This is a genomic window from Pseudoalteromonas neustonica (genome assembly GCF_001653135.1).
In the GTDB taxonomy this organism is placed as follows: domain Bacteria; phylum Pseudomonadota; class Gammaproteobacteria; order Enterobacterales; family Alteromonadaceae; genus Pseudoalteromonas; species Pseudoalteromonas neustonica.
Genome location: NZ_BDDS01000003.1, coordinates 250,521 through 273,641 on the forward strand (window position 1 = coordinate 250,521; position 23,121 = coordinate 273,641).

Sequence of the window (23,121 nt, forward strand, 5' to 3'; positions counted from 1 at the left end):
AATACAGTAAACGGTTTTGTTAACTGCCCTGATATAGTATCCTCACGGTGGTTTTACTTAAGTGCCCACTGGCTCTACGTAGCCAAAAATAGTTAAGTGTAAATAACGACACCTTCTTCTCCCTTTCAAAAATGACACAATACAAATGAATGAAATAACGATAGCAACTCACAACGGTAATTTTCATGCAGATGATGTTTTCAGCATTGCCGCACTCAAAAGCATTTACCCTTCTTTTAAACTCATACGTACCCGCGATTTAGAGCTTATAAATAAGGCTGATATTGTGATTGATGTAGGGGGTGAACATAACCCTGATACTGGCCGCTTTGATCATCACCAACGTGGTGGGGCAGGCGAACGTGAGAACGGCATTCCTTATTCTTCATTTGGTTTAATTTGGCAAAAATATGGCTTAACACTGTGCAATGGCGATCAAGACGTTGCAAATTCTGTTGATTCTAGTCTAGTGTCAACAATCGATGCCATTGATTGTGGTCACGTTGAAGGTGTATCAAAAGGGATTAGCCTAAGCCAAACCATCTCCATGTTTAATCCTACGTGGCAAGAAGAAAGCGACTTTGATAGCTGTTTTAATGAAGCTGTTGAGTTTGCATCTCGTATTTTAACGCGATTCATTGCAGCAGCAAGCGGCGGCATTAACGCCAAAGCCATTGTTGCTCAAGCAGTCAAAAATGCAGAAGATCCTAGAGTAATCGTATTAGAGAAATACACGCCATGGAAAAAAACAGTCCATGCATTATCTGACGACGCTTTATATATGGTTTACCCTTCGCATTCTGGGCAATGGATAATTCAAACAGTGCCTGCTGAGCTTGGTTCGTTTGAAGACAGAAAACCGTTGCCAAAAGCGTGGGCAGGTTTATCAGACAAAGAGTTTCAAGATGCAACGGGCCTCGATGACGCTATGTTTTGTCACAATGGGTTATTTATTGCCGGTGCAAAATCGTTTAGCAGCGCAATGAAAATGGCCGCGATTGCCCTTGCTGAATAACGAAGCTGCAGCTTAAATTATAAACGTAACAACGTTACTTGTTACGTTTTGTTTAAACTAATTTATACCACTTATCAATTTTAACAATTAGCTTTTAACAATAGGCTGATTATTTATGTGCTGCGGATAATTCCAGCAACTGCTTTGCAGGCAGTGGTTTACTAAAATAATAACCTTGCACAAAATCACAATTTAAATCATTCAACAGTAAAAGCTGCTCTTTAGTTTCAACACCTTCAGCAACAACTTTAAGCCCTAAACTGTGCGACATCGCAATAGTTGCTTTAACTAAGTCACAGTCAGGCTTATTTTCAGTTATGCAATTAATAAAGCTGCGATCAATTTTTAGTACGTCAAATGGGTATTGCCTTAAATAGCTTAACGACGAATAACCTGTACCAAAATCATCCATTGATAATTTTATTCCTAACGCATTAATTTCAACTATCGCGTCGTGAATAAAAGATTGCCCCGTCATCAGCACTCCTTCCGTTATTTCAAGCTCTAAACTATCGGTATCAATCTGTTTATCTTTGAGTATATTTTTTATAAAATTAAGTAACTCAGTATCGCGAAATTGACGAGGCGATAAATTAACAGCCATAGTGTACTTTTTCTGTTCAGTATTTTGCCACAGATGTAAAAACCAAAGCGCCTGTTTAATAACAAAGCGTCCGATTGGTACAATAAGACCCGAATTCTCAGCAATAGGAATAAACTCTTCAGGTGTTACGTTACCTAAAACAGGGTTGTTCCAGCGAAGCAGTGCCTCAGCGCCAATGATATGCCCCTTTTTTACATCAACTTGAGGTTGGTAGTATAATTCAAATTCATTTCGCTCTAATGCACCGCGCATTTGCCCTTCAATTTCAAACCGCCGCTGCATAATAATATTCATTTCTTTCGTAAAAAATGAATAGGTGTTTCGCCCAAGCGCTTTAGCTTGGTACATGGCAGTATCGGCACAGCGTAATAAATCAGACGCGCAATTCCCATTTTTAGGGTATATAGCAATGCCAATGCTCAAAGTAAGAACGAGCTCTCTGCCATCCACTTCAAAAGGTTTTCTAAAGGCTTTAAGTAAGTTTTCAGCAATGACAAGTGCATTATGATGTTCAGTTAAACCACGCAGCAATACAATAAATTCATCACCGCCAAGGCGACCTACAGTATCTTCCTTTCGTAAAACTTGCTGTAAGCGCTTAGCCGATTCGATTAAAAGCTTGTCACCAACCTCATGCCCTAATGAGTCGTTCACTTTTTTAAAATCATCTAAATCCAAAAAAAACACCGCGGCCTTTTCGTTACTTCTTTGCGCTTCAATAAGTATTTGAGATAAACGATCGAGCGCTAAAAAGCGATTTGGTAATGAAGTTAAACTATCAAAATAGGCCTGATGTCGAATAACCTCAGCAGATTTGTATTGCTCTGTAATATCACGAATAATCAGCATTACTTGATGATATTCGGATAATAGACCAATTCTCGCTTCAAAATAAACAACACCGTGGGGCATAGTCAGCGCATACTCAAAACTTACCATTGTTTTTTGTTGCAATGCTTTTGCAATATGGGATTGAAACTTACTCGCAACTTCCTCAGGTAACACATCAGCCATATTATTACCGATAAACTGCTCAGGTGATGCATAAAGATGTTCGTCATCACTGGCGTGATAATCAATAATAGTTCCGCATTCTTCCATCAAAAAGAATAAATCGGGTATAGCACCAAATATTGTTTCAAGCATATGGTCTTTAAATATTGCCTGAGCTTGAGCCTGCTTAACATCGCTTAAGTCAATATCAATGCAATACATTTGTTTAATATTATGCTGATTAGTGAACATTACATGGCTGGAGAAAACGATGATATCCTTCCCACTTTTATCACGCAATATAGCCTCTGACGCTGGAATTTCTATACCATGCTTTACCCAGTCACTGTGCGCCGCAATCACTCCCTCACGCATAGGCTCAGGTATAATCAAATCTTCAAGTTTTTTCCCTTTAGCCTCCTCTTCGGTATAACCATAAAGAAGTTCACTACCTTGGTTCCAGTAAATAACTCGTCGTTCTTGATCATACCCCTGAACAGAAATAACATTCACAGCATCAAATAGTTGGTGTAACGGATCATTGATAGCATACTGATGAGTTAACATATTAACGACTGTTTTAGAATTCATGCTAAGGCGTAAACCAATAATTATTTTATTTAATAATAGGATGAAATGATTGAATTAGCATATTTAAAATTAATAATTTCAACCTAGGGAGTGTTGACCTTTGTGGATTGAAATTTATTCAATCTAGGGGCGATTTAATCGCGGCGCGAGGTTTGTAACCGAGTGGGCTAAGTAAGAATCGAGCAAAGAGTTAATCGCCTCTAGGAAGAACCTTTTAGGCAGCACATGTTTGGTATTTATACTGCTGCAAAATCAATTACGAAAGGTTAGCACGCCCTAGCAACAAAAAATTTTCAATCGACTTATGCCTTAACCACACCCAGTATTAAAACTGATATTTAAGGGTCAACTAAATTCATACCACAATTATGTTGATCACTTATGACACAAACAAAATGTAATCCCCCTTTACAGTTTGGCTCTGATTTCTGCAAAGTAGAATAGGGGTTAAACTTAACCCCTTACGATAGACGCTAATTTTGACATTCAAAGAGATTGGCATTGTTATAAAGGAACATATTGATATTAAGCTTCTATGAAGCGTTAAATCCAATATTTTTTGGTAACTTAGGTATATGTACTACAACCTAATAGGTTTTCTACGAGTGGAATCTAAATAATCGATGGTTGCAATCGTTTTAAAGCACTGATCGGGATCTAGTTTTTAATCGTTAATACCCTATCATTGATTTAAGCAAGTATGTTGCAATCAACTAAACTGTAACTGTAGCAAGTAATAGTTTGAGTTTTATTTATCAATAAAGGAGCTAGAAATGAGCAATTCAGGTGCTGGGAAATGCCCCGTCATGCACGGTAGCAACACACAAACGTCTAATTCCAATACTGATTGGTGGCCCAATACATTAAATTTAGACATTCTCCATCAACACGACACTAAAACAAATCCCTATGGAAATGAATTTAATTACGCCGAAGAATTCAAAAAGTTAGATCTTGAAGCCGTTAAAACCGATTTAAAAAACCTAATGACACAAAGCCAAGATTGGTGGCCTGCCGATTGGGGGCATTACGGTGGTTTGATGATCCGTATGGCATGGCACTCAGCTGGTTCATACCGTTTAGCTGATGGCCGTGGCGGTGGTGGCACAGCTAACCAACGCTTTGCGCCTTTAAACTCTTGGCCTGATAACGCCAACCTTGATAAAGCCCGCCGTTTACTTTGGCCTATAAAGAAAAAATACGGCAACAAATTATCGTGGGCTGATTTAATCATTCTAGCCGGTAATATGGCATATGAATCAATGGGTTTAAAAACTTTTGGCTTTGCCGGTGGCCGTGCAGATATCTGGCACCCAGAAAAAGACGTATATTGGGGCGCTGAAAAAGAGTGGCTTGCACCAAGTGATGAACGTTACGACAATGTCGAAAAACCAGACACAATGGAAAACCCCTTAGCGGCCGTCCAAATGGGCTTAATTTATGTCAATCCTGAGGGCGTAAACGGCCAACCTGATCCGCTTAAAACCGCTGAGCAAGTGCGCGAAACCTTTGCTCGAATGGCAATGGATGATGAAGAAACCGCAGCACTTACTGTAGGTGGTCATACGGTAGGTAAAACGCATGGTAATGGCAGCGAAGAAAACCTTGGCCCAGAACCAGAAGCAGCCGACGTCTTTGAGCAAGGACTTGGTTGGAATAACCATAAAACACGTGGCATAGGCCGCGATACCATGACTTCAGGCATCGAAGGCGCGTGGACCACACACCCAACTAAGTGGGATAATGGCTACTGTTACTTACTTCTAAATTACGAGTGGGAGCTTACCAAAAGTCCTGCGGGCGCAAACCAGTGGGAACCTGTAAACATTAAAGAAGAAGATAGACCAGTTGATGTTGAAGACCCGTCAATTCGTTTGAACCCAATCATGACCGACGCCGATATGGCAATGAAGATGGACCCTGCGTATCGTAAAATTATCGAACGCTTTAATGATGATTTTGAGTATTTTAGCGATGTATTTGCACGTGCTTGGTTTAAGCTTACCCATCGCGACTTAGGCCCCAAATCACGCTACCTTGGTGCTGATGTGCCAAGCGAAGATCTGATCTGGCAAGACCCAATCCCAAGTGTCGATTACACCTTATGTGATACTGAAATCAGCGCTCTAAAAGTTAAGCTGTTAAATAGTGGCATCAGTGCCAGTGACTTGATCAGCACCGCATGGGATAGCGCACGTACTTATCGAGGCTCTGATCATCGCGGCGGAGCCAATGGCGCACGCATTCGCTTAAGCCCACAAAAAGACTGGCAAGGTAACGAGCCTGAACGCTTGGCCAACGTATTAAGTACACTTAAAAAAGTACAAGCGGGTTTAAGCAAACCAGTTAGTTTAGCGGACTTAATTGTACTCGGTGGTACAGCCGCGGTGGAACAAGCTGCAAAAGCAGCTGGGGTAAATGTAACTGTACCGTTTTCGCCAGGACGAGGTGATGCAACTGACGAAATGACCGATGCAGAGTCATTCGATGTGCTTGAGCCAATTCACGATGGTTTTAGAAACTGGCAAAAAAAAGACTACACCGTATCAGCTGAAGAGTTGCTGTTAGAACGCAGCCAACTCATGGGTTTAACCGCACCAGAAGTCACGGTATTAATTGGCGGTATGCGTGTATTGGGCACTAACCACGGTGGCAGTCACCATGGTGTGTTCACTGATAACGTGGGCACATTGAGCAATGACTTTTTTGTAAACTTAACCGATATGAATAATCGCTGGGAACCTGCCAGCAAAAGCACCTATAACATTGTTGAGCGCAGCTCTGGCAATACAAAGTGGACCGCCACTCGTGTTGATTTAGTGTTTGGCTCAAACTCCATCCTACGAGCGCTTGCGGAGTTTTATGCTCAAGACGATAACAAACAACGTTTTGTAAAAGACTTCGTTAATGCATGGGTAAAAGTAATGAACGCAGACCGCTTTGATATTTAATCAAAACATCGATTATTAATTAAAGCACAAAAACCAAGAGCGCGAGGGTATTAACCCTCGCGCTTTTTTATATCAGAAACCTTAAATCTGAATTTGTAAAACAATATAAACTGTAAACCCCTATTACGGTTTGGCTAAAAATACCACAGTAAAGCGTGTATTATTTAGTCTGTTAAATTGTTCAAAGGTTTATGCATATTACAATTACTCAGCAGCCATATTGGAAAGTTGTTGTGCAAGCACAGTTGCTTGGTCATAGGCATTGCTTAACGATTGTTGATGACGAGCATCAGCAAACTCCTGATACTCTGACGCTATCTCATGAATCGTTGTAACACCTAAATATTTGCTTAAACTACGTAAATGCGGCACTAAATGGCTCATGTGCTCACGAATACCGCCTTGCTCAAAACCAAATTCACCGGTTGATGTGATCACAATCAATGTTTTTCCGCCCAGCAAAGGCTGTAGCGGGAAGTCACCACGGGCCAGATCAAAATCAAAGGTTTTATTGATCCGAATAACTTGATCAAACCACGCTTTTAGTTGCGCTGGCATGCCATAGTTGTACATAGGCGACGAAATCACAATAATATCAGCCTTACTCACTTCAGAAATAAACTGGTCTGACTCTAAAAGTATGTGCTTTTGCTGTGCTGACTTTTTGTGCTCTGGTGTAAATACTGCGCCAATCCACTCTTGGGTAATAAAAGAGGGTGGGTTCACACCTACATCACGATAAATATACTCACCTATATCTTGTTGCTCTCTAAAGGTATTAATAAAACGCCTAGAAATATTTTTAGAGATTGAATCGTGATCTGGGTTATCGTTTTTGGCAGCTCTTACGCTTGCATCAATGTGTAATAGGGTAGTCATAGTGTTTATCCTCATAGTGAACATAGGGCAATCATCTAACTTAAAGCGCTATTTCACAAACGAGTTAACCTCACCTATAAATGAGTTATAATCACCTATATTTATTCCACTTTTTCGCAGGTATCACTTTATGCAAGTCTCACTACAAGCACTTAAAGCCTTTGAAGCTGCGGCACGTTTAGGCAGCTTTAAAGCCGCAGCTGATGAACTATCGCTCACGCCAACTGCAATTTCGCATCATATAAATAACCTTGAAAGTCGATTAAATGTGGATTTGTTTTACCGCCAAGTTAGAAAAATCACCCTCACACCGACTGGTGAATATTTAAGTGCCGCAACGAGCGACGGCTTTAACCGCATAGACCAAGCATTAGCAACTGTGCAAGCTACAGGGGCAACCGTTAAAATAACCACCACCTCGTCACTGGCCGCACTGCGCTTAATTCCCGCATTACAGGAGCTATCGGTCAGCCAGCCTAATCTTGAGGTGGATATATCAACCAGTGAAGCCGTTGATAAACAATTGCACACCTTGCCCATTCGCTTTGGGGAACGTCTGCATATAAACGCTGACGACATTATAAAAACCGAGCAATTTAATATATTTGGCTCATATAAAGCAACGGATACTCCATGGCAAAATGGCTCTGTTACGCTCTATACCACAAAATGGAAAAACAAAGCACTGAGTGAGCCACCACTTAAACAATGGCTTACTCAAAACAACTTAGATCCCGCGTTATTTATTATTAAAACCTTTGACCAAGAACTATTTGGCATCCAAGAAGCCATGGCAGGCTCAGGACTGGTGTTTTGCTCAACCACTCTTGTGCAACGACTTTTAAACACGGAGTTACTAAAAAACTTTAATACTCACGCGGTTGAATCTGAGTTTTGCTATTACATACCGAATAAACAGCGCTTTTCAACTAGAGATACACGCCTAGTTTTAGAGTGGGTAGAAGGGTTGTTGGATTGATGTCGTTAGATTTATGAAACACAGTTTATTGTGAATTTAGGTGATTATGAGTCTGTTTAGACATTAATTCACAGAATACTGTTAATTTTGGATTGGTAATGGAAGTCACAATAAAGTCAGCAAAACAATTAGGTAAATTGGCAAGCATTGTAAGGAAAAGCCAAAAGCTTGATCAGAAAACGGCAGGGGACTTCTCCGGTATTAGTATCAATACGGTGAGTGACTTTGAAAATGGCACAGGATCGTTATCAATTGGCCGCGCGTTCGACTTAATGGAAGCTTTAGGTTTAGAAGTAAAAATAGACGTAGTTGTACCTCAACACGATGAAAAGGCTAAAAGTAAATTAATAACGCAAATCCAGAACATGGTGGCTGGCCATGAATAATAGATCTCTCGATGTTTATGCTGGCAAACAGCTAATGGGCCAGTTACAAGATAGTAACGGTTTTTGGTCTTTTAAAAATAGGGCAATGGAATCATACCTCTCGGATAATACATATAGGGTATAGTAATAATCAAACAATAATTATGATGTTTGAATATTCACAGCAATCGACATCATTACTGGATGCATAGTCATATTTATAGTGGGTTAAAAAAGTAACAACACATGGTTTTTTAAAAGCCCTCGAATAAAGAGATCAAGAAAACACAGTCACCTGCTTGATCTGAACTTTCTAATGAGTGCCCTCCTTGGCTTTCACTTCAGTATCTCTCTTTAATTCTGTTTTCAAATTTTCAGATGGAATTATTGTCGTTTCATACATAATCTCTTGCTTTTGTCTATCATCCATACAAAAGTCAGAAAACCATGACCAAGCTTTACTTGTTATGCATAAAGGTGTTGCCCATAAAAGAGCTGCAACTAATATGATAATCACGAATAAGCGCAAGCTCAGAGGTACTTTATCAGTCCACCCTAGACCAAGTTCAGCACTCATCCAGTCACTATTATGTTCAGAAAAAACCTTATAGTGGGCATACCATGAAGATAAAAATACCGGAGGCATCATTTTGACCGCTTTATGCTCTTCCTGTAATTGAATAAGTTCGGACCTAGCTTGTGCAACCATGGCTTCATTTTGCATTTCGGCTTTATAATAAGTATTCTCTAACTTTTTACTTATGTGGGTAAGGCTATCACCTATTGATTTGTATTGCTCTTTTTGAAGCTCTCGAGGTTTAAGAATTATACCAACGATACCTATAATAAGCAGCAGTGCAGCCAAAGCATTGGTATTGAAATCATTAAACGCCAAGCCAAGAACACCAAAAGATAATGAAGTTACGCTAATCAATGTTGGTAATTTTTCACAAATGTCAAACGATGCTAGATGAAGTTTGGCACCATATATGACATTATAATACTCACTTGCAATTTGCTTCTTAATTGCTTGTTCTGCCATGGTTTAACTCCTATTCGATTGGGACTGTGATTTGATGACGTGCTATTACAGTGTTATTGCTAATAGCGTAGCACTCAACAGTATGATCCCCGTAGAAAGATGATGTTTCTACAAGGGTTTTACTGCCATTATCATTCATAATATTTCCACGGTGATTTTTATCTCTGTCAGCTATTAGTCCGTAATTCCGTACCTTCCATTTAACCTCATAATCCTCAACAATATCTGTTTGTTTAATATAGAAGTGTAGTTTCCGTTCAGGTTGAATTCGTGCTCCTCCAAGTTTTGATAGCATTTTGGTTATTAGGTCACTTTTCACTTCACAATCAATGACTATTTGGTTGGTTATATCCATATCGAACAGTTCCTCTATAAACTGCTCATTAATTGCAGAGACTTGTTTAGCCTCACGGTTAGGGAACTTAGTGCCAAAAATAGACTTATATCGCTGATTGCATTTTTCTTCATGACCATCAACTCTTGCTTGAATCGCTTCATTCACATTATCTAAAGCAGTACCCGCATCATTCTGAAATGCTTTTTTAACATAAACTCGGGAGTTACTCCCAAACGCGTAATAGAAATCTTTCACTGGTTCTTTGCTAAGAAACTCAAAAAAGCCAGCCAGCATTTTATCAAAACCACCAAAACTAGTGTTATCGTATAGGTTATTTCCATTAAAAAAATTGTAACACAGAGTATCTATTAGAAACCCACTCATCTGGATATTATTTCTAAACTTCCATGCGCGAATCATTTTAGCAAGTTTACGAAGGTTATCTTTTCGCTCTTTATTCAGCTCTTTGAATGTTTGTAGCTCAGCGCGGGTATCACATTTACGCCATGAACCACCGGTATATGTATCGGGATATTTAAATATCCCGTTCCATTCAAATACGGGGACAACTTCAAAAGTAAAGTCCTGCATCTCTACAACAACTACATTACGATCTTTTCTCACCTTACTTGTTTTGTAAGTTTTGCAGATAGCATCTTTAGCGTGATCAAGAGCTTTAGCGGGGTCTTTTCTGTAAGTAGGCCAAGAGCTAGGAGGTAGTATATACAGCATATCAAGATCAGAAATACCTTGGATACCTGAGTAGCGGCCATATGAACCTGCTTGAAGGCTATAACTTTTTTTATCATTTTCCAAATTTCGGAATTTCTCATTGAGATTCTTCGTTATGCTTCCATAGCGACTCGAAATAGTGTCTTTCTTCTTAATCTTTAGATTATCTAGAAAGACACTAAAGTCCCGTCTTGTAGTCATATACTAATCCTTGTAATTAAATTGCAACGCTAGCAGTAGAGCTTGAATTTTTGTGAAATAGCTTATTGGATCAAGAGATTTCTTTTCTCTAAACCAAAATAGCATAGTAAAAATATAAATGATAAAAAAATCCCACAAGTTGATGAAATTAAATAGGATAAAATATTGACTTAACTATCATTATTTATTTTATGATAGGTTTTACTGTACTCACCTCAACCAATATCCAACTAATTAAAAACCTTTCCCCTGATAACTTTCACCTCGTTGTGTAACCCCCATTACATTTTGATTAAAAAAGCCACAGACTATTTGTTAGTATGTGGCTTTTTAGTATTTAAACTAACTAATCAAACTACTGATTCAATAAGTTCTTTTCAAAAAACTCGGCCATCATGGTGTGATAGTGCAGGGCAGTGCCTTTACCTTCACGTAGGCTGTGTGAGCGGTTTGGGTATGAGAAAAACTCAAACTGTTTGTTGTGCTTAACGAGTTCATCAATTAAGCGCTCTGAGCCTTGGTAATGCACGTTGTCATCGCCGGTGCCGTGAATCAGCAATAGCTTACCAGTTAGGTTTTTAGCAAACGTGATAGGCGAGGTATTGTCGTAACTTTCAGGATCGGTATTTGGATTACCCGCATAACGCTCTTGGTAAATAGTGTCGTATAAACGTATATCTGGCACTGGCGCTGAGGCAATACCCACTTTGAACTTATCACCATGGCGGAACAATAAATTAAGCGTTGAGCTACCGCCACCTGAGTGACCCCACACGCCAACACGATCGGTGTCTATTACATCCCAACGTTTAGCCATGGCATCAAGTGCATCCACTTGATCTTGCACGGTAATAGAGCCGATTTTTTTATAAATCGATTTACGCCAATCGCGGCCTTTTGGAGCACGAGTACCTCGGTTATCAACCGATGCGACAATAAAGCCTTTTTGGGTTAACAGTGATTTGTACAAATAGCTATTGCCTTCATAGCGGTCTTGCACTGTTGAGCCCCACGGTTCACCGTATACGTAAAAAACAATCGGGTATTTTTTATTTTTATCCATGTTCTCTGGGAACATAATGTAGCCGTCAAGCTCAGTGCCGTCTTGCGCATTCACTTTAAAAAACTCATGGCTTGGTAAGCTTTGCTCAGCCAGTTTTTCTTTTAGTTCTTTATTTTCAACTAACGTTTTTACATTACTGTGGTCTGCCACTTTAATGATTTCTTTTGTTGGCGGTGTGCCAAATTTAGAATACGTGTGCATCGCCCATGAGGCATCTTTAGACATGTAATAGCTGTTTGAGCCTTCAAACTCAGCAGGGGTTACACGCACAGGTTTGCTACTGCCATCAAGTGGCGTGCTATATAAATAGCGCTGACCTGGATCGTTTGGTGAAGCAATAAAATACATGACGTTTTTGTCTTCATTGATCGTGAGCATATCAACAATATCGTAATCGCCAGGCGTTAGGTCAATAATGGTTTTGCCATCGCGCGATACACGGTAAAGATGACGCCAGCCGTCACGTTCGCTGTGCCAAATAAAGAATTTGCCGTCTTTTGACCAATTGGCTTTATAAAACCATTCGATAAACGCATCGTCTTTATCTTCTAAAATTTTAGTCAGTTGCTGCTTTTGCCAGTCAAATAACCAAACCTTGTTGTGGCTTTGTGGACGATTTAAATCTTGGATCATTAACTCATCGCCTGTGCCTGCCCAGCTAATACGCGGAATGTAGCGATCGCGATTATCACCTTCGAGCTTTGCCCAGCGGGTTTGTTTGTCGCTAAGGCTTACCACACCAACACGAACTGCTGAGTTAGTTTCACCGGCTTTAGGATACGGAAACGTTTTGAGAGTAGGGTAGAGCTCATCGGTGTTGTTGATCATAGTGAAAAATTTAACACCGCTGGTATCAAGCTGCCAATAAGCGATTGATTTGTTATCGGGGCTCCAACGAAAGCCATCAGCAATGGTGAACTCTTCTTCGTAAACCCAATCAAAGTTGCCGTTAACAATGGTGGCGCTGCCATCGATTGTGAGCGCAGTTACATCGTTACTGCCAACCGCTTGCATATAAATGTTGTTATCGCGCACGTAAGCCACTTTTGAGCTATCTGGCGAAAATTTAGCAAACATGAGCTTAGTAGGCTCAACGTCTGCGCCACCCAATTGCTGTAATTGGTTAGTCTCAAGGTTGAGTAACCAAAAGTCTCCGCGGCTGCGTGAGCGCCAAACTTGCTCGCTATTGGTAAATACCATGAGCCATTTACCATCTTTTGACCACTGGTAGCTTTCTATTGCCAACGGCTCTTCAGCGCCTTCTGGGTGTAGCTTTTCAAACTCAACTAATACCTTACGGTCAGTACCATCGGCATTGTAGAACACAATGTCGTTACCTTTTATGCCATTGTCTTTGTCATCATCAGCTTTTTCGTCATCCGCTTTAGCATTATCAGCGTCGTCTTTTTTATCTTTTTCGCTCTCACGCGCTTCAAGCACTGTGTAGCCAGTGCCATCGTCTAACCATTTAAAGTAAGTGCTACGCTGCGCTTTAAAATATTTATCTTTATAGATTTGTTCAAAGCTCAGAGGGTTACTTATTTGGTTTGTAGCGGCTTGTGTGCTGCCACTTTCGGTCATTGAGCAGCCAGATAACGATAACCCAGCGAGTACCGACAGTACTATAGCGGTGGATTTGAATAATTTCATGTAAGTTCCTAAAGTGGAGTATTTGCTTATTGTCGTTATTTTTAAGGGTTGTCTAACACATTTATCCGATACAAAAATAATGTTAAACAACTTTTACTTTAGCAAATTTTGTACTTAATATCAGAACACTTATCGCAAGCATTCACGCATTGAACTCAATTATTGCATGCAATATGCAATGCTAGCAATTTTTTCTGCTTAATAGCCAAACGACTGCATTGGCAGGCTTAACACCTTTAACGCCATTGGTAATGGCATCACACGTTATTAACTTTAGCGAATAGATGCGATGATAATGATCAAACACTTCCTGAGCGCTAACGCTGTATGGTGTGCCATCATGCTTAGATTGGTCATACACACAACAAATAAGCAATTGCGGGGCACTCTTTGTAATATTAGTGATATGTGCAGTGTATTTTTTACGTAATTTGAAAGGCAAAGCAACCAAGGCACCGCGATCATATATAGCATCGACTGATCCAAGTAACTCAGTTGTTAAAGCAAAAATATCGCCGACCCAAATAGTCACATTACCCGCGCAATACTGCGTCAGTTGACCATACTGAGTTAGGGTGGGTGCTAAACCTAAATCGATAAATAACGCCTTAATCGCACTTACACTAAGCTCAACACCCACAACATGCATTCCTTTATTAAGCAGCCAAGCAATATCCTTTGTTTTACCACACAAAGGCACAAAAATACGGCTATCAATAGATGGGACTAAGTTAGTAAAATAACGATCTAAATAAGGATTTACATTGTTTTCATGAAAACCAATATCGTCATCTTTCCATCGCTTTAACCAATAATTAGCTGACATAACGATCCTCTAAAATAGTAGTAAAACAATTGAACTGATATAAACCCCCACACCAAACACGCAGTGCGATACACAACTTTTGACTCTGGCTAAAGCAGGTTTAGGAGTTTTACTAGCAGCAATCCCCAAGCCTAGCGCCGGTTGCATAATAAAAAGCGGCATACACACGGTCGCTAAACCGAATAACAACGCAGGTACTAAGCTTGGTGATGCCAGCCAGCTGGATGATACAAGCAGTAAGAAGACTAAGCTAAAAACGATGCCTATTACATAGTGAATAAACCAGCCAATAACACATTCGTATTTTTGAGTGGGTGCCTGAGCAATCGCAGCATGATTAAATTGGCCTTTTCGCATTAAACTTACCCAACGGCCTACCATGCAAAAATTTAAAGCACTAATGCCAAACACCTTGGCAAGTAATAGCGCCCATACGTCGAGCACAGCTGTAGCACCTACACCAATTGCTATAACAGTAACCCAATCAATACCTTCAAACATAAAAATACTCTTTACTAAGAAAACTTAGTAATCATGATATACACTTACACAAACGTTAAATACAAAGCTTTAATCAAACTTAAATTGCAAAAGTGGAATCATGTTAGATGATATAGTGTTATTTGTGCATATAGTGCAGCAAGGTGGGTTATCGCAAGCTGGGCAGTATTTATCGCTGCCTGGTGCGACGGTCACCCGGCGTTTACAACGTCTTGAGTCTCGCCTTGGCCAAAAGTTACTACACCGTTCTGCGCGCCAATGTACGCTGACACAGCAAGGGCAGGTGTACTATCAAAGTTATGCAAATTTAGTTGAGCAATTTGAACAAACCAGTCATCAACTTAATCAACAAAAAGAACAACTAAGCGGTAAACTCAAAGTGCTTGCGCCGCTTAATATTTGCCATGGTTTTTTACGACCCATGTGGTTGTCGTTCACTAAAGCGTACCCTGATATTCAATTAGAGCTTGTTTTGGGTAACCAGCTTGAAGACATCATAAAAAACCAAGCCGATTTAGCCCTAAGAATAGGCCCACAGGAAGATTCACTGCTACAACAAAAAAAGCTCGGACAAGCAGATTCTATTTTGGTGGCGACCCCTAACTATTTAACTAGCACCGCTGAACTTAAAGAGCCAAATGATCTTAAACAGCACCGCTTAATTGGCACTACGCTTAGAAATAAATGGCCGCTGACCAATACCAAAACTCGCGCCAGTTACACGCATATGTGCCGCTTTAATAGCATTTATAACGATACAAGTTTTGTGAAATATCAAATATGCGATCATCAAGGGATAGGATTACTACCGCGATTTGAAATTATAAATGAGCTTAAAACAGGCGAGTTAGTAAGGGTTTTACCTGAATGGCAAAGTCTACCAAGGGAGATTTTTGCTATTTGGCCAAGCGGGCGTTTACTTAGTAAAAAATCGGTTTGTTTACGTGATTACATACATATATTTATACAACAGCAACTACCAGAGGGCTAAGTGTTTGTGTGCCACCGATATTCCATTTGCTTCGCCGTAAGCTCAGCATGTTCAGGGCTTATTAACTCTGCAACTAGCGCTAAACTCATATCAATTCCCGCAGAAATTCCGCCTGAGGTGGTAAATTTACCTTGCGATACCCAGCGTTTATTGGTGATCACATTTAGGCTTGGGAACATAGCAGCAAGATCAGCTTGATCTTCCCAATGTGTGGTAACCGTTAAGCCATCAAGTAAATCAGTTTTGGCTAATAAAAAAGCACCAGTGCAAACCGAGGCTACTTTAGCAGCAGCGTCAGCGGCTTCTCGTATCCAGTTAATTACGGCCCTTTTTTCAAGTTCATAGGTATGTACACCACCAACAACTATTAGCAAGTCTATCGCCGGATGATTATCAAAACTGTAATGGGGGTTTACACTAAAGCCTGCACGCGCAAGTACTGGTTTGTTTTGCTCGGCCACAAAAAATACCTGCCAATCATTATCAGCTAAGCGTTTTGCCGTGCTAAACACTTCAAATGGGCCTGAAAAATCCAGCACTTCTGCATCATTGTAAATATATATACCAATGTTCATCACTTGTTTTCCTTATGCTTTAGTATCATTTGCGTCAAAAATTAGTTTTAACCACCTTAAATTTTTAGTCGTTAGATGTGCTTGTTCATGCAGTGATTCATCATCGTATACATCTTTATAAACATGACAAATTGCAACATCGGTAAGCTCACGCCACGTTTCATCTCCTAACTCAGGTATAGAACATTCACCTAAGTTAAAGCTGGTTAAAGGGTCATGCTCTGCTTCGGTTGTTCTAAGTGTGAGCTCCAACTCTTGCAAAATAGGGTTTATTACTTGCAGTGTATTAGCAGCCTCAAATTCTTGAATGATATTGTTTTGAGCTGTTTTGATTTCTTTTTCAAGTTGATATTGGGAAAATTTATCCGCAGAAGCACGCAAACCATATTTGTTCAATAGGCCTGTGACGCTTGGCAACACTGCTTTAGCTGCTATACCTGCCCCTAATAAAGGATTTGCTATGGCAGCAAGGCCACCGACTAATAGCATACCGTAAGTAAGCTTTTGATCTAACGCGTCTATATCATTTGCTAGTGACTGCAAGGTATTCGTTTGCCCAGTCGCTTGTGCTCGCATTATCTCATCAGTGCTGTTTAGCATGTAGAGCCTAAGTCCGGCTTCAGCGTGTTCGTTTGGGAAATGAAACACTCGTCGTTTAGGCAAGTTATTCACTTCGGGGACACCTTTAGGCAGGCAGCGCATGGTGTGTAGAGCAAATTTATACTCTGATAATTCGAAAGGGATTACAAAATAATGTTTTTCGTCAAACGATAGCGGGCTTACTTTTCCACAGTGCTCTAACGACATGAAAATAGGGAGTCCATTGACCTTTTCTTTTGCTAAAACATAGCCTTTACTAAACTCATCGGTGAGTTTATCTGATGCTAATTTTAGCGTAGCAATTCCTTTGTTTAAAAACTGTTTCATTCTCTTTATTAATCCAATTCTAGTTGGGCTCGTTCAACACTTTCAGCGGGTAAGTCTTTTTGCACTGAGACACCAAGCTCTTTAAACTCAGAGGCTTGTTTAATTAAGTTACCTTTACCACGATATAGCTGAGAAAATGCTTTGTCGTAGCTTTCTTTGGCTTTATCTAATTGTTTACCAACACCTTCCATACTGGTTAAAAAACCATTGAGCTTATTATAAAAACGCTCAGCACGATTAGCTAACTCTTTAGAGTATTTGGTTTGCTCTTCAAAGCGCCATAACTGTTTAACAATATTTAAACTTGTGAGTAGGGTAGTGGGAGTCGCAACTAGAATGTTTTTTTCAATTGCTTGTTGGTAGATATCACTTTGGTATTTAAGTGCTTCAACAAAAGCAGACTCTATTGGCACAAACATCACCACAACCTCTGGTGAATTAATTCCTGGGAGGCGATCATATGATTTACTCGCCAATTCATTAATACGCGCTTTAACAGCCTCTACATGCTCTTTAATCGCTTGTTGCGCTTGAAGTTCGTTATCTGCATTTACATAGCGGGTGTAAGCATTGAGTGACGTTTTAGCATCTATAACCAAATGGCGACCTTGCGGTAAATATACCACTACATCGGGACGAAGGCGGCCATCGTCAGTATTAAACGACACCTCGCGTTTGTAATCAGTTCCAGCGCGCAGGCCTGCGCTATCTAACACGTTTTCAAGCATAAGTTCTCCCCAATTACCTTGGGTTTTCTTTTGCCCTTGGAGTGCGTTACTGAGCCTATCTGCTTGATCTGTTATTGCTTGGCTTTTGGCTTGTAAATGCAGCAGCTCTATTTTAAGTGCCTCGCGCTGTTTTACATCTTCAACGTGAATAGACTCTAACTTATCCCTAAAGCCTTTTAACTCGCCTTGCACTGGTTTTAATAGTTGTTCAATGCTCTCTTGGTTTAAAGCTTTAAACTTTTGCGATTTTTCTTCAAGGATTTGATTCGCTAAATTTTCAAACTCTTTTTTTAGCTGCTCTTTACTTTGTTTGATGTGTTCAAGCTGCTCTTCAAAGTGTGTTTGCTTTTGTTCAAGTACAGTGCGCATTGTACTAAGCTCTATGCCACGGGCATTGTGTTCGCCACGCAGGGCTGTTAGTTCGCTTTCCGCTTTACGCCAATAATGGTTGTACTGTTGGCTTTGTTTTTCTTGCTCGGTAAAACGTGTTTTAAAATGTTGGGTTTCATCACGTTGCTCTTGATGGCTTCGCTCGAGCAAATCGTGTTCATCTAATAAGGTGCTGTATTGTTGTTGCTTTTCACTTAGTTGATTTTGTATTAGTAGCAGTTGCTGTTGATGCTCACTCATTTGCTGCGATAAGCGTTTACCTTTATTTGAGTAAACGAGACCTAGAAGTACGGCACCAGTGGTCAAACCGACCCCAACACTCACCCAATCGATGCTTGTAAGTAGCTGTATATACATAAATAAACTTCATTAGCCTAAAGACACTTAATCATAACGAAGATCAAACAAGCAAGATAGCCATATTTGGCTCTAAGATACAGGTAAACATAGATGATTTAATTCAAACGAATAACCAAAAACACGTTTGTATTACGCGCTTCCCCCATTAAAAATATTACACGCTATTACAAATAAACGTAATAGCTTTTATTAGTAAAAAGTATCACCTACAATAAAACTCGTACCAAATAAGTACCGACTACACCAACTGTAACAAGGAAAGATAAAATGACGATTGCTCAACACCCTGATATTCAAGTTCCATGTAATGAAGACAATTTTTCGCAAACAGCCCACTTTACGCTGCTTCCGCATACAAGTGAAAGTTGGCTTACCTTCCATGTAAACACAGAAAGTAGCACACTTTTAACTGAAACCTTAAGTATCGAGTTTCAAAACCCAAAAGGCACAACCCCAGCCGGGCTTGCAGTAAAACAATTTGCTGAGCTTGTTGTAACACTTGATCAATCTGTTGCTGATGAATGGGTGTTTTATGGTAATGGTGTTGAATACTGTGGTGCTGGCAGTAACTGCCAGTATAACATTTCAACCTCAATAGATGCTTCAGGCAAGGTGCTTACTTTAAAAGTAACAGATGTTGGAGCGACCTATGCGTTTGCAGGGGTCGATACAGGTAACTTGGATAAAGTAATCGAAGTAACGCAAGGTGAAGATACTGCTTACTTACCTATTAGCTTTAGATATGTTGCAAAACATAATTCAGGTCAAATTTATATGTCGCAAGATCCTAAGATTGTTGTACGTAGACCAGGGGCAACTCTTTAATTTAAAGTAAAGCCACAACTAAAAGAAGAGTCATATTGCTGCATTAATGTAATAAACTCTTCTTTTTTGCACCAAGGTTTAAACCAAGGTAACTTAAACCACATCGGGTGGTAACCAATTGTTAATGACTTCTCTATATACATTATCGCTGATTGGTATTCACCAATAACGCTATAAACAAGTGCCGCAGTAAACACATACTCATAGTGCTCTGACGAGATACTAATTGCTTTATTTAGTGCCTGTAATGCAAGTTTAGCCTCGCCTAATTGGCTATGCGCTTGCGCCACCTCTAAATAACCATCAAGAGTCTGTTTATCTTGCGTCAATTCAATGACTTTTAGGTAATTAGCTGGGTATGATTCAATCAGGCTAAGCGCCTTTTGTGTATCCGCTAAATTAAGCCTAAAGCTAACATGTTCAGGGTTTATATCAACTGCTTGCTGGGCAACTATTAATGCTTGTTCAAACTCACCTTGCAATGAATAAGCAATACTTAAGTTACTCAAATCTGTACTATCAGCCTTAATATTTATAGCCTGTTTATATTGCTTTATAGCAATTACTAAATCACCTTCGGTAAGTGCTATATCAGCCAATAATTGATTGGCCATATAATTTTGTGGGCTGACACTTATCACCTCATTAAGTAACTGCTTTGCTTTTTCAATATCACCTTGCCACCACATAACTAAAGCTAAATTTTGCTTAATTATAGGATTCGTCCGTATTTTTAATGCAAGTTCAAACGCACTTTGAGCCTCAGATAACTTATCTTGATGTAAATACAGCATTCCCTTTAGTTCATAAAGAGTTAAGGTGCTAGCGCCTACTTGTTCAGCTTTGGCCAAATACTGTGTAGCCGCAGACCAATCTTGTCTAGCAACCGCTATTAACATGGCATTTTTAGCAAATGCAGGGGTATTTTGATATGCCAACGGCGAGTTAAAAAGCAACTTACTGGCAGTATTTAAATACTCATCCTGTTGAGACTGCTGGTATAAACTCAGTGCAACCTCACGTAATAACTCATAGTTAGCGTATAACTGCGGGGTTTGTTCAATCGCGCTACTAATTTGCATGAATAGCCGTTCACTGTAATCGCCTACATGCTGCACTTTTTGATACAACTCGATATGTTCAATTTGTACTTTGTCGCTCAACTGCGACATTACAACATATTTATTATCAAAATCAGGGTAAAGTGCAGTTAATTGCTGACTGCTTGAATGGTGCATTTGACTATAATTATCAATAATAATAGGCCATTGCTTACGTGCTTTGACCGTCCAATTAGGTGCTTCTAAACGAACTAACGTTAAATAACATTGTGGCTGCATACAATTGAGTTCAGCTCTTACAGCTTCTTGCATACCTGTTGCAATACTTAACTGTTTTAACCTCTGTGTTAAAGTTTGTTGGTTGTTACTATCTTCAATAACTTTTATTTCATCTTCTGAGATAAGGTGTAAGTGTTTACTATTAATAATACCTTGTCTAACGGCATCATCTATCGTAGCTTTTACCATATTTATATCAGCTTCGAAAAGCGGAGGTACTTTTATTTCAGGGGCTAAAAATACAACATAATGTTCTTCTGGTTTATGTACTTCAAACTTATACATTAAGCCTGTGGTTATGGCTGCAATCCCCATCACTGCACCTAAAATCACCCACTTTTTAGGTGATTTTGTTTTTACGACTAATTGATCAAGTGGAATTGTCTCTTGCGCTAAAATTTCTTGCTGTTTAATAGCAATAATAATGTCTTGTAACCTGCGTTCGACGCTTTGAGCATTTACGGGACGACGTGATTTTTTTCGCTGTAGTAATTGATTGAGTAAATCACATAATTCATTGGGTAGTCCGGGAATTATCTCGTGTGCATTGCTGGCTTTTCCATTTGCAATATTATTAGCTAATGCTTGCGCGGCCCCTTCACCAAAGGGATGACGGCCACTAATAAACATATATGCTAGTATACCAAATGAAAATAAATCGCTTTTAAAATCAACAGGCTCTTTTCTTATCTGTTCAGGTGACATCGCACTTGCACTGCCAAAACTCAGCCCCTGAACAGACTCACTAGTATCAGTATTATGTAAAGCGGCAATACCAAAATCTGTAATTTTTAATACGTTTTTTTCAGTATCAATTATGATATTTGCGGGCTTTAAATCGCAATGAATTACTTGCTGACTATGTGCATGAGACAAGCCTGCACATAGCTGTAAAAGTATGTTCAGTTTATCCAACAAACAACAAATATGCTGTTGCTGGAACTGTTGTAAGGTTTTGCCTTTCAAATACTCCATAACAATGCATAGTTGATCTTCAAACATCAGTACATCATGTATTTGCACAATATGTGGATGATTAAGACGAGCTAATAATTGTGCTTCATTAAGAACGTTGATATCTGCCGCCGATTGTGTGGAATTAACTTTAATAAGTTTAATTGCCACATAGCGCTTCAAGCGGGTATCTTCAGCAAGGTAGACAGAGCCCATTCCGCCTTGATTAAGTAATTTTATTAATTTGTAATTAACGATTGTTGTATTAAATTTTTCCACGCTGTTATGCGGTTGCGACATTCGAGGTTCTCTCTAACTCATGCCCTTTGTATATTTCAAAGGTTTTACCTGCAAAGCGAACTCTGCGTAATTGTCGCTCAATAATATTTTCAGCATCATGAACATGCGTTAAAACTTCAGAAAACTGTTTGCGGGCACGATGAATCTGAATATTTAAATATCGCATATCAACCCCTAAGTCTTTAACTAACCGATCTGTTTCTACCCAGCCTTGGTTAGCGGGTGTAACACCACGCTGTGCGTCTTCAGCACGATATCGCGCTAAATTAAGTGTTAGATAGTGATGACAGCGAGCATGTAAATCAATTTCTTTGTTATTGTACTTTATTGTAAGTTCAGAGATTTCTTCATCAAGGCTCAGGTTAAAATGAAACTCCAAATCATTAATATACAACTGTGGCACACTGCTCATTTGTGTTACATCGTCTATATGACTAGATAGAAACATCCAACGAGAATCGCCAAGGGTAATTATATGATTATCTTGCAACACTTCAGGGTCATCTTGTGTGGCGTCATCTAATGACTCTAAGTGCCACTGACCACTGCTGTTTTCAAAAACAACAACATGATCAGGATTGTGCTCAGGTACTAGATGATAATGACTAAGCGAAATGACGTCTGTTGTTTTTTTATTATACTCATCAAGTCGAATTAATTGATCTGCAGGTGCTGCTAGGTTTTTTACAACATACGTTGTTTCTGAGTTACCTGAAAAATATATTTTGTCGCCAATGCAAAGTAACTTGGGCTCATCTTTTACAAGGCGTTTATTGTTTAGCCACGTTCCATTTAGGCTTAAATCTCTAATAAACCATTTACCGTTTACCCATTCAATAATAGTATGGATTTTAGATACACTCGGATCACTTACCAAAGTATCGACTGAGTATTGATAACGACCAAAGGTATGATGTGCGTATAAAAAACAATAATCGTTTGTACGTTTATCAATTAAATGAGCCATAATTGCACCTTGTTCTATCGTTGAATACAGAAGCC

18 protein-coding genes are annotated in these 23,121 nt (G+C 39.5%); 6 read left to right on the forward strand and 12 right to left on the reverse strand.

Annotation, left to right across the window (positions count from 1 at the left end; all coding sequences use genetic code 11):
- Positions 1 to 145 precede the first annotated feature (145 nt).
- Positions 146 to 1,015 carry an MYG1 family protein gene (locus tag A7967_RS06890; protein WP_054203926.1) on the forward strand — a complete coding sequence of 290 codons (870 nt, stop codon included), beginning with the start codon at positions 146 to 148 and terminating at the stop codon, positions 1,013 to 1,015.
- Positions 1,016 to 1,124: 109 nt separating this feature from the next.
- On the opposite strand, the gene A7967_RS06895 is transcribed toward A7967_RS06890, so the two are convergent.
- The gene (locus A7967_RS06895; protein ID WP_064435563.1) at positions 1,125 to 3,203 is read right to left on the reverse strand and encodes a sensor domain-containing protein; all 2,079 of its coding nucleotides are present in this window, start codon (positions 3,201 to 3,203) and stop codon (positions 1,125 to 1,127) included.
- A gap of 773 nt (positions 3,204 to 3,976) precedes the next feature.
- Here A7967_RS06895 and katG point away from each other — a divergent pair.
- On the forward strand, positions 3,977 to 6,154 hold the full coding sequence (gene katG, locus A7967_RS06900) for a catalase/peroxidase HPI (protein ID WP_064435564.1): 2,178 nt from the start codon (positions 3,977 to 3,979) through the stop codon (positions 6,152 to 6,154).
- 204 nt (positions 6,155 to 6,358) lie between these two features.
- Here katG and A7967_RS06905 read toward each other — a convergent pair whose 3' ends face one another.
- Entirely contained in the window at positions 6,359 to 7,033 is a 675-nt protein-coding gene (locus tag A7967_RS06905) for an FMN-dependent NADH-azoreductase (protein WP_064435565.1), read from the reverse strand.
- Between the two features lie 130 nt (positions 7,034 to 7,163).
- On the opposite strand from A7967_RS06905, the gene A7967_RS06910 reads away from it, so the two are divergent.
- Both A7967_RS06910 and A7967_RS06915 read left to right on the forward strand, forming a co-directional pair.
- A complete protein-coding gene (locus tag A7967_RS06910) occupies positions 7,164 to 8,012 on the forward strand; it encodes a LysR family transcriptional regulator (RefSeq protein WP_064435566.1) in 849 nt (282 codons plus the stop codon).
- A 98-nt stretch (positions 8,013 to 8,110) separates the two neighbouring features.
- Positions 8,111 to 8,398, forward strand: coding sequence for a helix-turn-helix domain-containing protein (locus A7967_RS06915; protein WP_054203921.1), 288 nt, complete (start codon positions 8,111 to 8,113; stop codon positions 8,396 to 8,398).
- A gap of 292 nt (positions 8,399 to 8,690) precedes the next feature.
- Here A7967_RS06915 and A7967_RS06920 read toward each other — a convergent pair whose 3' ends face one another.
- From A7967_RS06920 to A7967_RS06940, 5 genes are all read right to left on the reverse strand, one after another.
- Entirely contained in the window at positions 8,691 to 9,419 is a 729-nt protein-coding gene (locus A7967_RS06920) for an SLATT domain-containing protein (protein ID WP_054203920.1), read from the reverse strand.
- Positions 9,420 to 9,429: 10 nt separating this feature from the next.
- Positions 9,430 to 10,689, reverse strand: coding sequence for an SMODS domain-containing nucleotidyltransferase (locus A7967_RS06925; RefSeq protein WP_054203919.1), 1,260 nt, complete (start codon positions 10,687 to 10,689; stop codon positions 9,430 to 9,432).
- A 355-nt stretch (positions 10,690 to 11,044) separates the two neighbouring features.
- Positions 11,045 to 13,402: a S9 family peptidase gene (locus A7967_RS06930; protein ID WP_054203918.1), complete on the reverse strand. Its 2,358-nt coding sequence runs from the start codon at positions 13,400 to 13,402 to the stop codon at positions 11,045 to 11,047.
- Positions 13,403 to 13,583: 181 nt separating this feature from the next.
- Positions 13,584 to 14,228 carry a thiopurine S-methyltransferase gene (gene tmpT, locus A7967_RS06935; RefSeq protein WP_054203917.1) on the reverse strand — a complete coding sequence of 215 codons (645 nt, stop codon included), beginning with the start codon at positions 14,226 to 14,228 and terminating at the stop codon, positions 13,584 to 13,586.
- A gap of 9 nt (positions 14,229 to 14,237) precedes the next feature.
- Positions 14,238 to 14,729 carry a DUF2938 domain-containing protein gene (locus A7967_RS06940; protein ID WP_054203916.1) on the reverse strand — a complete coding sequence of 164 codons (492 nt, stop codon included), beginning with the start codon at positions 14,727 to 14,729 and terminating at the stop codon, positions 14,238 to 14,240.
- A gap of 100 nt (positions 14,730 to 14,829) precedes the next feature.
- On the opposite strand from A7967_RS06940, the gene A7967_RS06945 reads away from it, so the two are divergent.
- Positions 14,830 to 15,720: a LysR family transcriptional regulator gene (locus A7967_RS06945; protein ID WP_054203915.1), complete on the forward strand. Its 891-nt coding sequence runs from the start codon at positions 14,830 to 14,832 to the stop codon at positions 15,718 to 15,720.
- On the opposite strand, the gene A7967_RS06950 is transcribed toward A7967_RS06945, so the two are convergent.
- Genes A7967_RS06950 through A7967_RS06960 form a run of 3 tightly spaced genes read right to left on the reverse strand, consistent with a single transcriptional unit; the run spans position 15,717 to position 18,697 of the window.
- Positions 15,717 to 16,295 (reverse strand): DJ-1/PfpI family protein, encoded by a 579-nt coding sequence (locus tag A7967_RS06950; protein ID WP_054203914.1) that lies wholly within the window; start codon positions 16,293 to 16,295, stop codon positions 15,717 to 15,719. The genes A7967_RS06945 and A7967_RS06950 overlap by 4 nt on opposite strands.
- Positions 16,296 to 16,307: 12 nt before the next feature.
- Positions 16,308 to 17,222, reverse strand: coding sequence for a hypothetical protein (locus tag A7967_RS23295; protein WP_231658978.1), 915 nt, complete (start codon positions 17,220 to 17,222; stop codon positions 16,308 to 16,310).
- A gap of 8 nt (positions 17,223 to 17,230) precedes the next feature.
- Complete coding sequence (locus A7967_RS06960; RefSeq protein ID WP_054203913.1) at positions 17,231 to 18,697, reverse strand: DNA recombination protein RmuC; 1,467 nt, start codon at positions 18,695 to 18,697, stop codon at positions 17,231 to 17,233.
- A 270-nt stretch (positions 18,698 to 18,967) separates the two neighbouring features.
- Here A7967_RS06960 and A7967_RS06965 point away from each other — a divergent pair, with 270 nt between their 5' ends.
- Positions 18,968 to 19,525: a hypothetical protein gene (locus A7967_RS06965; protein WP_054203912.1), complete on the forward strand. Its 558-nt coding sequence runs from the start codon at positions 18,968 to 18,970 to the stop codon at positions 19,523 to 19,525.
- Here A7967_RS06965 and A7967_RS06970 read toward each other — a convergent pair.
- Positions 19,522 to 22,119: a serine/threonine-protein kinase gene (locus tag A7967_RS06970; RefSeq protein ID WP_054203911.1), complete on the reverse strand. Its 2,598-nt coding sequence runs from the start codon at positions 22,117 to 22,119 to the stop codon at positions 19,522 to 19,524. The genes A7967_RS06965 and A7967_RS06970 overlap by 4 nt on opposite strands.
- The gene (locus A7967_RS06975; protein ID WP_054203910.1) at positions 22,103 to 23,086 is read right to left on the reverse strand and encodes an FHA domain-containing protein; all 984 of its coding nucleotides are present in this window, start codon (positions 23,084 to 23,086) and stop codon (positions 22,103 to 22,105) included. Before A7967_RS06975 ends, A7967_RS06970 begins: the two co-directional genes overlap by 17 nt.
- Between the last annotated feature and the right edge of the window lie 35 nt (positions 23,087 to 23,121).

What these genes read in the sequence shown, in the direction of transcription:
- A7967_RS06895 (WP_064435563.1), bottom strand. Translation starts at nt 3,203, where the DNA reads ATGAATTCTAAAACAGTCGTTAATATGTTAACTCATCAGTATGCTATC.
- A7967_RS06960 (WP_054203913.1), bottom strand. Translation starts at nt 18,697, where the DNA reads ATGTATATACAGCTACTTACAAGCATCGATTGGGTGAGTGTTGGGGTC.
- A7967_RS06945 (WP_054203915.1), top strand. Translation starts at nt 14,830, where the DNA reads ATGTTAGATGATATAGTGTTATTTGTGCATATAGTGCAGCAAGGTGGG.
- A7967_RS06950 (WP_054203914.1), bottom strand. Translation starts at nt 16,295, where the DNA reads ATGAACATTGGTATATATATTTACAATGATGCAGAAGTGCTGGATTTT.
- A7967_RS06975 (WP_054203910.1), bottom strand. Translation starts at nt 23,086, where the DNA reads ATGGCTCATTTAATTGATAAACGTACAAACGATTATTGTTTTTTATAC.
- A7967_RS06905 (WP_064435565.1), bottom strand. Translation starts at nt 7,033, where the DNA reads ATGACTACCCTATTACACATTGATGCAAGCGTAAGAGCTGCCAAAAAC.
- A7967_RS06890 (WP_054203926.1), top strand. Translation starts at nt 146, where the DNA reads ATGAATGAAATAACGATAGCAACTCACAACGGTAATTTTCATGCAGAT.
- A7967_RS06970 (WP_054203911.1), bottom strand. Translation starts at nt 22,119, where the DNA reads ATGTCGCAACCGCATAACAGCGTGGAAAAATTTAATACAACAATCGTT.
- tmpT (WP_054203917.1), bottom strand. Translation starts at nt 14,228, where the DNA reads ATGTCAGCTAATTATTGGTTAAAGCGATGGAAAGATGACGATATTGGT.
- A7967_RS06910 (WP_064435566.1), top strand. Translation starts at nt 7,164, where the DNA reads ATGCAAGTCTCACTACAAGCACTTAAAGCCTTTGAAGCTGCGGCACGT.
- A7967_RS06930 (WP_054203918.1), bottom strand. Translation starts at nt 13,402, where the DNA reads ATGAAATTATTCAAATCCACCGCTATAGTACTGTCGGTACTCGCTGGG.
- A7967_RS23295 (WP_231658978.1), bottom strand. Translation starts at nt 17,222, where the DNA reads ATGAAACAGTTTTTAAACAAAGGAATTGCTACGCTAAAATTAGCATCA.
- A7967_RS06940 (WP_054203916.1), bottom strand. Translation starts at nt 14,729, where the DNA reads ATGTTTGAAGGTATTGATTGGGTTACTGTTATAGCAATTGGTGTAGGT.
- A7967_RS06920 (WP_054203920.1), bottom strand. Translation starts at nt 9,419, where the DNA reads ATGGCAGAACAAGCAATTAAGAAGCAAATTGCAAGTGAGTATTATAAT.
- katG (WP_064435564.1), top strand. Translation starts at nt 3,977, where the DNA reads ATGAGCAATTCAGGTGCTGGGAAATGCCCCGTCATGCACGGTAGCAAC.
- A7967_RS06915 (WP_054203921.1), top strand. Translation starts at nt 8,111, where the DNA reads ATGGAAGTCACAATAAAGTCAGCAAAACAATTAGGTAAATTGGCAAGC.
- A7967_RS06925 (WP_054203919.1), bottom strand. Translation starts at nt 10,689, where the DNA reads ATGACTACAAGACGGGACTTTAGTGTCTTTCTAGATAATCTAAAGATT.
- A7967_RS06965 (WP_054203912.1), top strand. Translation starts at nt 18,968, where the DNA reads ATGACGATTGCTCAACACCCTGATATTCAAGTTCCATGTAATGAAGAC.